Annotated in this window: 1 protein-coding gene; it reads right to left on the bottom strand. The window is 41.6% G+C overall.

What is annotated here, in order from left to right; all coding sequences use genetic code 11:
• Positions 1 to 724 (bottom strand): Solitary outer membrane autotransporter beta-barrel domain (locus tag R7Q09_RS24990; RefSeq protein WP_318143803.1); only part of this gene is annotated, 724 nt, incomplete at its 3' end.
• Positions 725 to 796: the final 72 nt, after the last annotated feature.

Raw genomic sequence — 796 nt, 5'->3', positions numbered from 1 at the left:
AATACCAACCTTCCGGCTTTCCTACATTCCCGTTATTTGCCTCACCCCATCCGGTTCCATAGAAGTAATGTGGCGATGTCCAGAGATACCATTTACCCCATGATTCTTGCTCAAGGTATTTTAACTTGGCGTTAAGCTGTCCGAGCAAAGCCCAAGCGCTGGTATTTATCAATGCACCATCCAAAATAGGTTGGAGTGCCGTAATTGCATCACTTCGGTAGGTATAGTCCGTTTTATAATGTATGAGGTGAGCCCCTAGCGCACCACTTAAGCTAAAGTGTTCTGTGAGCTGCTTTTCCACTTCAAACTCGTTATACCCACCAATAAACTGCTCTTTACTTCGATCTGGAATAGGTTCTTCATTGAAGTAAACATCTTGATCAATGCCCAACAGATAAAAGCGTCCATTAAAACGATACGTTAGTTTCTCAGTTTCGTTTTCGGCAAGGTCAAAGCTGTAAGGTAACGTGAATTCTTTGATCTCTTTGCGCAGATCCAAAGAGTCTGCCGTCCCAATATCTTCGTTACTTAAGTTGAAGTATTGGTTAGGGTCAAAATCATGGAATCCAAATGTAAATACATCGGTGTCAGTTAAAACCACACTCAATGCAAAGTTGTACTCAAATTCTTTGACTATTAAATCATTAAGCGTTTCGGCTTGTGAAGCCGCGGACAAAAGTGACAGTGTAGCTATAGCGTAACTGTTGATAACAGCTTGTTTCAACTTGCGTTTACCATTGTATAAGTATTGCGACCTAACGATTTTGAAGTATAAAGCGCCCTATCTGCCGTGGCA

This window comes from Vibrio sp. 2130-1 (assembly GCF_033339515.1).
Note: the sequence above shows the minus strand (reverse complement) of the source record. Positions and strands in the feature narration are given on the sequence as shown.